We start from the raw sequence: 7,165 nt of genomic DNA on the forward strand, positions 1-7,165 counted from the left end.
TTATTGTACGACTGCCGGAGCGGAGATTGTACTCATCACTTCCGATTTTTTTATATTTATGAGTGAATCGGCCTGTTTTTTCTTTTTAGCAATTTCTGCCAGTGCCTTTACTTTAGATAAAGAATCTGGTTTCATTTTTTTCCTGATCGCAATAGAATCGGCCTTAAATTTCTTTGCAATCACCAGCGAATCTGCCTTAAATTTCTTTTGTTTAATCATTCTATCGGCAATTTCAACCGCTTTTTTCTGCTTAACCAACGATTTCTGGATATTCTTATACATGGTTTCCAGCTCTTTAGGATTGGTATTATACCAAATCAGGCTTTTGTTATATTCGGCAGAATCGGTTCCAAATTTCTTATAAATACCCTTATAATAAGCTGCTGCAACTTTTTTAGCTGAATCTACAACGTAAATAGTAGAAATATAGCCATCAACCATGTGCATATCGTATAAAATCTTTTCCATTTTATCAGGTTTAATAATGCCGTCAGGAATACCAGGTTTGCAACCAAACCATAATATAGCTGTCATTAAAACCCATATTAATCTTTTCATGCTGAATTAAAATATTATTTTTTGCCCAAATTGCGGCAAGGTTATTAATTTTACCAAAAATAGTTATAAATGAGCATAGCTGATAATCTTAAACAATATAAAAGCGAAGTTGAATCAGATGGGGTTAAACTGATAGCCGTTTCGAAAACACAATCAATAGAATCAATTTTAGAAGCCTACAATGCTGGTCAGCGCATCTTTGGTGAAAACCATGTGCAGGAAATGGTTGATAAGCAGGCGCAACTTCCTAACGATATTGAATGGCACTTAATTGGGCATTTACAAACCAATAAAGTAAAATATATTGCCCCTTTTGTACAACTGATCCACGGTGTAGACAGTTTAAAACTACTCCAGGAAATTAACAAACAGGCAGCAAAAAACAAACGCGTAATAGATTGTTTATTACAGGTTTACATTGCAGATGAAGATACTAAATTCGGACTTGGTTTTGATGAAGTAATCGAATTGCTACGCGATGAGGCCTATGCCGAATTGAAAAACATTCGCATTGTTGGGTTAATGGGAATTGCCACAAACACTAAAAATGAAAAACAGATCACTATAGAGTTTCATGAGTTAAAAGTATTTTTTGATGGCCTTAAAGTGAGTTTTTTCCGCAAGGACGATGCTTTTAAAGAAATATCGACAGGAATGAGTGCTGATTACAAACTTGCGATTGAAGAAGGGAGTACAATGGTGCGTATTGGCAGCAGTATTTTTGGAAAAAGAATTATCAAACATTTCAAGAACGACATTTCAGCCAACTAATATGGATTTTAACATCAGATTTGCAACTGCAAATGACTGCCCAAGAATACTTGAACTGATTAATGAACTAGCAGTTTATGAACGTGCTTCGGAAGAAGTGACAGTAACTTTAGATCACTTTATAGAAGCTGGCTTTGGCAAGCAACCGGTTTGGAAAGCCTACGTTGCAGAAGTAAACAATACAATTGTTGGTTTTGCCTTGTATTATACCCGTTATTCTACCTGGAAAGGTTGCAGATTATACCTTGAGGATTTTATTGTAACTGAAGAATTCAGGGGAAAAGGAATTGGAAAAGTATTATTCGAAAAGGTTATGGAAGAAGCTAAAAACGGCAACTATAGTGGTATGGTATGGCAGGTATTAGATTGGAACGAACCCGCAATTAACTTTTATAATAAATACAAAGCACATTTAGAGAGCGGATGGTTAAATGCAGCTTTTTCTAAAGAACAAATCAAGGCATTTTAATATGGATATTTTTAAATTTGGTGGTGCCTCGGTAAAAGATGCAGATGGTGTAAAAAATTTGGCAAATATAGTCCGCGATTACAAAAAAGGAAATTTACTGATTGTAATTTCGGCGATGGGCAAAATCACTGATCAATTAGAGAAACTTACCCATGCTTTTTTAGCGCAAAATGATGAGGCACACGCCATTTTTGAGGAGATTAAACATTTCCATTTCAACATTATAGATCAACTTTTTCAAGGTAAACACCATCCTGTTTATGATGATGTGGCCAATACATTTGTAGAAATTGATTGGTTGATTGAAGATGAGCCGGATAACAATCCTGATTATATTTATGATCAGATTGTATCTATTGGAGAAGTGGTTTCTACCAAAATTGTAGCCGCTTGGCTAAATGAAACTGGTAATAAGGCTTTATGGGCCGATGCCCGCAACTATATTCAAACCGATAATACCTACCGCGAAGGAAAGGTAGACTGGCCTAAAACCAATCAGATTATTCAAAAAGATTTATTGCCACTTTTGAGTGATAATATTATTGTAACACAAGGTTTTATTGGTGGCACCAGTGAAAATTACACCACAACGTTGGGTAGAGAAGGCTCAGATTATTCTGCCGCTATATTCGCTTCTTGCTTAAATGCCGCCGCCTTAACCATTTGGAAAGATGTACCCGGCGTATTAAATGCAGATCCAAAATGGTTTGATGAAACCGAAAAAATTGCACAGTTATCCTACCACGATGCAATTGAGCTTACTTATTATGGCGCAACGGTAATACATCCAAAAACAATAAAACCACTTCAAAATAAAGGCATACCGCTATTTGTAAGGTCATTTATCCAGCCAGAAGGATCAGGAACAGCAATTACAAAAGATAATAATCCATTACCTATCCCCTCTTTTATTTTTAAAGTAAACCAGGCATTGATTTCGATTTTCCCTAAAGATTATTCCTTTATTATAGAAGAAAACCTGAGCAATATTTTTGAACTTTTTCATAAACATAAGATCAAAATCAATACTATGCTCAACTCTGCCATCAGTTTCTCAGTAAGTGTTGATGATCATCCTAAACAGATTGAAAAATTGATTAACGACCTTTCTGATGAGTTTACAGTAAAATACAACAAAGGGCTTGAATTGGTAACCATCCGCTATTATAACCAACAAACCATCGATCGTGTAACGGTTGAAAAAGATATTTTACTCGAAGTGAAAAGTCGCCATACCTGCCAAATGGTGATGAAGAATAAAACCGCATAGCACCTGTTCATTGAGAACATTAAATGTATTTGTCTTTTCGACCGCAATGGAGAAACCTATCTAATTTAGATTTCTCCACTTTATTGCAACCGATAGCTATCGGGCCCGGTCGAAATGACAATCTCCTTTGAAATGATATTTAGATATGAACAATAAACTTTTAGCCAAAACAGTACAAGATTATATCAACGCAAATATAAATGCAGATGTAAATCAGATTGCTTTAGCTAAAAGTATGTTTGAGGGGATTACTCCTGGAGAATTGGCAACCCAAATCGCTGCCAAAAAAAAATCAGAAAAGAAATTACCAACCTGGTTTAATACCGAAAATATCTGTTACCCGCCATTACTCTCCATAGAGCAAACTTCTTCTGAAATTACTGCGCAATACAAGTCAAAACTCGTTAAGGGCAATACCCTCATCGATATTACAGGTGGATTTGGTGTGGATGCCTATTATTTTTCAAAAAAGCTGAAAGCTGTCACCCATTGCGAAATTAACTCCGAATTATCAGAAACCGCAAAGCACAATGCAAAGTCATTAAAGGCTTTCAACCTTGAATTTAAAGCTGAAGATGGCATTGCTTATTTATTAAACAATGATATACATTTCGATACCATTTATGTAGATCCGGCACGCAGAGCTGAAAAAGGCAAAGTTTTTATGCTGAAAGATTGTACGCCCGATATTGTAATCAACCTGAACCCACTGCTTGAGAAATCAGATAGGATTATCGTAAAAACAGCTCCTTTACTTGATATTTCAGCAGGATTACAAGAACTCAACTATGTTAGCGAAATCCATATTGTGAGTGTAAAAAATGAGTGTAAAGAACTTTTATGGATTATTGACAAAGGCTTTTATGGGGATACAAAAATTGTTGCGGTTACTTTAAATGCCGATCTCGAGAAAACTTTCTCTTTTAACTTTCCTACAACACCGGTAGCGGTAGCCTTTATTGATAATTTGGCCATTGGCGATTATTTATACGAACCAGACGCAGCATTGTTAAAATCCGGAAGCTTTTAATTTAATCGGGACTACATATCATCTTAAAAAAACTACATCCCCAAACGCAACTTTTTACCTCTAAGGAAATAAATGTTGATTTTCCTGGCAGGATTTTTAAAATAGAAGCCATACTAACCACAGGAACGCTAAAAAAACAAGAAAATTTAAAAGGCAATGTAATTGTTAGAAATTACCCTGCAAAGCCAGAAAGATCTGGTAAAAAAGTATAAAATTAAAGCAGATCAAAATCAATTTTTAATTTTCACCAAACTCGGCAACGGAGAAAATACCATAATTAAAGCCTCAATCATTCAATATTATTAATGTAGTCTTAATTCCTGAGCAAAGTGCTACGCAGTTGAAAACCACAGGCCCAGCGAAGCTAAACCTATTTAGAATAGATTGCCTTCAGTACGATGAGACTCTGGCGGAAATCACCATTTTTAGCGTTTAAGTGACATACCACTTAATACAAAAAGCCTTCTGTAGTAGGAGGCTTCTTGTTGGTACAAAGAACTAATTAATATATTATTGCTTAAACTTTTTTTACGTTTACCGCCTGTAAACCTTTTCTGCCTTCAGCTACTTCAAATTCTACTGAGTCGTTTTCTTTTAAGCTTTCTATTCCACCTAAAACATCTTTAAAATGTACAAATAAGTCTTTATTGTCTTCTTGTACAATAAATCCAAAGCCTTTTTGAGTGTTAAACCACTTAACTTTTCCGGTTGCCATATAAAAATAAAAAATTGTATAAAATAAATAAACCTTTTACGCTTTGATCAGCATTTCAGTCAACCGATTGAATAAAAATTGAATAAACGAACCAGTTTTGGCGTTAATATTGACACAAAACTACCAAATATAATAATTTACACATGGTATACAACCCTATTTTGGCCATTTAACAATAATGTTGCGTTTAAAAAGGGTATTCTATTCTAATTATTTATTCGGTTGTGGCGTAGTACGTAAATAGGGTTTAACAACCTTATGTCCTTTAGGAAATTTAGCCGGAATATCTTCTGTTTTAATGCTGTTCACTACAATTACGTCTTCCCCGTCTTTCCAATCGGCTGGTGTTGCCACGCTGTAATTTGCGGTAAGCTGTAAGGAATCAATCACGCGTAACACTTCATTAAAATTTCTTCCGGTTGATGCAGGATAGGTGATCGTTAATTTTACTTTTTTATCAGGGCTAATTACAAATAACGACCTTACAGTTAATGTTTCTGAAGCATTCGGGTGGATCATATCATAAAGATTAGCCACAGTTTTATCAGGATCGGCAATAATCGGAAATTCAACCGAAGTATTTTGAGTTTCGTTAATATCATTAATCCAGCCCTTATGCGATTCTGCTGTATCAACACTTATTGCTAAAACCTTAACATTTCTTTTCTCAAACTCATCTTTCAATGCCGCAGTTCTACCCAATTCTGTTGTACAAACGGGGGTATAATCAGCAGGATGAGAAAATAATACTCCCCAGCTATCGCCTAAATAATCGTAAAAATCTATTTCCCCAATAGAGGTATTGGCCTGGAAATTTGGTGCGGTATCGCCTAATCTTATACTCATGATAGTCTATATTTTATATTGATTAAAACAAATTTAAACAATAGTATACTAAATACATAGACATAATATTATTTTAGGACATCTAAATTATAAATGCAACAAAAAACCCTGAAGATTATAATCAACAGGGTTTAAGAATATTAATTTATTTGGGGTATAATTAATTATAAGCTTTGATCATGAATACATAATCTTGTAATTTCTCAATCTGTTTCGTCCGCTTTAAGCCAGACAGGGCACTTTTTTTATTCGCTGAGAGTTTGTTCTTACCTAAGGAATCTTGAGGAATAGCCCTCATCGCCTCTAAAATATATCTAGACTTAACAGCAAATGCCGCACCTTCAGTTTGATCTGGTTTACTACTGATAATTCCAAACCAAATTACCGTTATTATCTAAAACCGGTCCTCCGCTATTTCCTGGATTTACAGCAATGGCCACTTGGTATTGCGTGGTATCGCCTACAAATCCATTTTTAGAACTTACATAACCTTCGCCTAAAACCGCATCATCTTTCGGATAACCTAAAGTATAAACCATTTCACCAATACTACTGGTACTTTTTTTAATGGTATAAGGTAATGAAGAAAGATTATCGAAATTTTTATCACTGATTTTAAGAATTGCAATATCGTTCTGAGGATCGGTATAAACAGATTTAACTTTAAACGACTCACCCCTGTTGTTTTGTACATAAAGTGAATCTGCACCGTTAATTACATGCAGATTTGTTGCAGACATAACCATTTGTAGAAATGGCAAACCCGGTACCGCCTACACTATTCTGAACAGCTGGCTTTCCAACGGCTGCAGATGTGCTGTTTATTTTCCTTATTAAGCTATTCTGTGTTTTTTATGGCTTTATTAACCTGACTACTTAACAACACCAATTGCTCTTTTTGCCTTGTGTTATGCTGTATAGAATATACTGAAACCAATGACAATACCAGAAAAGAAGCAGCAACCGCTATAGCAGATTTATGTTTACGCCATAATTGAACCACACGTGATGGATGCGGCCTTAATGTTATGGCTAAATGTGCTACATCAATTTCTGAATGAATTTGATTAAGCTGATCTTTCAACCGCATTTGATCGGCAACGCTCCCATAGATTCTAAAAAGAACTTATGCGAAACCACCTTATGATCTACTGTGGCATCATTGCGACGTAACTGTTCAAAAGCTTCAGTTTCCTGTGCGTTAAGTTTACCTAAAGATAATCTTCAGTAATTGCATCTAACTCCAAATCGTTTCTCATTTCAATTATTATGGTTGAAAAAATTTCTTTAACCGTTGCAGGCACTTGTATTTCTGTGTTTTTGCGTTATCAGTATTGGTATAGCCAAACTTTTCGCAGATATCCTGCATGGATAAATTGTGAATATAATGAAGCGGCGCACGAAAAACGCGAAAGCGTTTCACGATAAATGCGAAAACCAGTGGTGTTAGCGAGGTAGACCTGGTTAAACACCGGTTTTCATAACCGAACGAAGTAGATGTACATA

At 35.3% G+C, this 7,165-nt stretch carries 11 protein-coding genes and 1 pseudogene; 6 read left to right on the top strand and 6 right to left on the bottom strand.

Annotated features, from left to right (window positions below; genetic code table 11):
- A complete protein-coding gene (locus tag AC0IWE_RS02875; RefSeq protein WP_471791839.1) occupies window positions 1-558 on the bottom strand; it encodes a DUF4296 domain-containing protein in 558 nt (185 codons plus the stop codon).
- 69 nt (window positions 559-627) lie between these two features.
- Here AC0IWE_RS02875 and AC0IWE_RS02880 point away from each other — a divergent pair, with 69 nt between their 5' ends.
- The 6 genes from AC0IWE_RS02880 (at window position 628) to AC0IWE_RS02905 (ending at window position 4,404) form a co-directional block, all read left to right on the top strand.
- Window positions 628-1,329 (top strand): YggS family pyridoxal phosphate-dependent enzyme, encoded by a 702-nt coding sequence (locus tag AC0IWE_RS02880; RefSeq protein WP_463494312.1) that lies wholly within the window; start codon window positions 628-630, stop codon window positions 1,327-1,329.
- A gap of 1 nt (window position 1,330) precedes the next feature.
- The gene (locus AC0IWE_RS02885; protein ID WP_471791840.1) at window positions 1,331-1,798 is read left to right on the top strand and encodes a GNAT family N-acetyltransferase; all 468 of its coding nucleotides are present in this window, start codon (window positions 1,331-1,333) and stop codon (window positions 1,796-1,798) included.
- 1 nt (window position 1,799) lies between these two features.
- A complete protein-coding gene (locus AC0IWE_RS02890) occupies window positions 1,800-3,068 on the top strand; it encodes an aspartate kinase (protein WP_471791841.1) in 1,269 nt (422 codons plus the stop codon).
- 145 nt (window positions 3,069-3,213) lie between these two features.
- Window positions 3,214-4,098: a class I SAM-dependent methyltransferase gene (locus AC0IWE_RS02895; RefSeq protein ID WP_471791842.1), complete on the top strand. Its 885-nt coding sequence runs from the start codon at window positions 3,214-3,216 to the stop codon at window positions 4,096-4,098.
- 20 nt (window positions 4,099-4,118) lie between these two features.
- Window positions 4,119-4,310: a hypothetical protein gene (locus tag AC0IWE_RS02900; protein WP_471791847.1), complete on the top strand. Its 192-nt coding sequence runs from the start codon at window positions 4,119-4,121 to the stop codon at window positions 4,308-4,310.
- On the top strand, window positions 4,261-4,404 hold the full coding sequence (locus AC0IWE_RS02905) for a hypothetical protein (protein ID WP_471791843.1): 144 nt from the start codon (window positions 4,261-4,263) through the stop codon (window positions 4,402-4,404). Before AC0IWE_RS02900 ends, AC0IWE_RS02905 begins: the two co-directional genes overlap by 50 nt.
- Window positions 4,405-4,615: 211 nt before the next feature.
- Here the strand turns inward: AC0IWE_RS02905 and AC0IWE_RS02910 are convergent, their stop codons facing one another.
- From AC0IWE_RS02910 to AC0IWE_RS02930, 5 genes and pseudogenes are all read right to left on the bottom strand, one after another.
- Window positions 4,616-4,813, bottom strand: coding sequence for a cold-shock protein (locus AC0IWE_RS02910; RefSeq protein ID WP_463494304.1), 198 nt, complete (start codon window positions 4,811-4,813; stop codon window positions 4,616-4,618).
- Between the two features lie 210 nt (window positions 4,814-5,023).
- On the bottom strand, window positions 5,024-5,659 hold the full coding sequence (locus AC0IWE_RS02915; RefSeq protein ID WP_471791844.1) for a peroxiredoxin: 636 nt from the start codon (window positions 5,657-5,659) through the stop codon (window positions 5,024-5,026).
- 359 nt (window positions 5,660-6,018) lie between these two features.
- On the bottom strand, window positions 6,019-6,399 hold the full coding sequence (locus AC0IWE_RS02920) for a trypsin-like peptidase domain-containing protein (protein WP_471791845.1): 381 nt from the start codon (window positions 6,397-6,399) through the stop codon (window positions 6,019-6,021).
- 98 nt (window positions 6,400-6,497) lie between these two features.
- The gene (locus AC0IWE_RS02925; protein WP_471791846.1) at window positions 6,498-6,749 is read right to left on the bottom strand and encodes a hypothetical protein; all 252 of its coding nucleotides are present in this window, start codon (window positions 6,747-6,749) and stop codon (window positions 6,498-6,500) included.
- 177 nt (window positions 6,750-6,926) lie between these two features.
- Window positions 6,927-7,165: pseudogene (locus AC0IWE_RS02930) on the bottom strand (hypothetical protein); the annotation flags it as partial.

The sequence above is a fragment of the Pedobacter sp. AC402 genome (assembly GCF_979252805.1).

Excerpts from the sequence above, each read along its gene's own strand:
- AC0IWE_RS02875 (WP_471791839.1), bottom strand. The coding sequence starts at position 558 with ATGAAAAGATTAATATGGGTTTTAATGACAGCTATATTATGGTTTGGT.
- AC0IWE_RS02880 (WP_463494312.1), top strand. The coding sequence starts at position 628 with ATGAGCATAGCTGATAATCTTAAACAATATAAAAGCGAAGTTGAATCA.
- AC0IWE_RS02885 (WP_471791840.1), top strand. The coding sequence starts at position 1,331 with ATGGATTTTAACATCAGATTTGCAACTGCAAATGACTGCCCAAGAATA.
- AC0IWE_RS02890 (WP_471791841.1), top strand. The coding sequence starts at position 1,800 with ATGGATATTTTTAAATTTGGTGGTGCCTCGGTAAAAGATGCAGATGGT.
- AC0IWE_RS02895 (WP_471791842.1), top strand. The coding sequence starts at position 3,214 with ATGAACAATAAACTTTTAGCCAAAACAGTACAAGATTATATCAACGCA.
- AC0IWE_RS02910 (WP_463494304.1), bottom strand. The coding sequence starts at position 4,813 with ATGGCAACCGGAAAAGTTAAGTGGTTTAACACTCAAAAAGGCTTTGGA.
- AC0IWE_RS02915 (WP_471791844.1), bottom strand. The coding sequence starts at position 5,659 with ATGAGTATAAGATTAGGCGATACCGCACCAAATTTCCAGGCCAATACC.
- AC0IWE_RS02920 (WP_471791845.1), bottom strand. The coding sequence starts at position 6,399 with ATGTCTGCAACAAATCTGCATGTAATTAACGGTGCAGATTCACTTTAT.
- AC0IWE_RS02925 (WP_471791846.1), bottom strand. The coding sequence starts at position 6,749 with ATGCGGTTGAAAGATCAGCTTAATCAAATTCATTCAGAAATTGATGTA.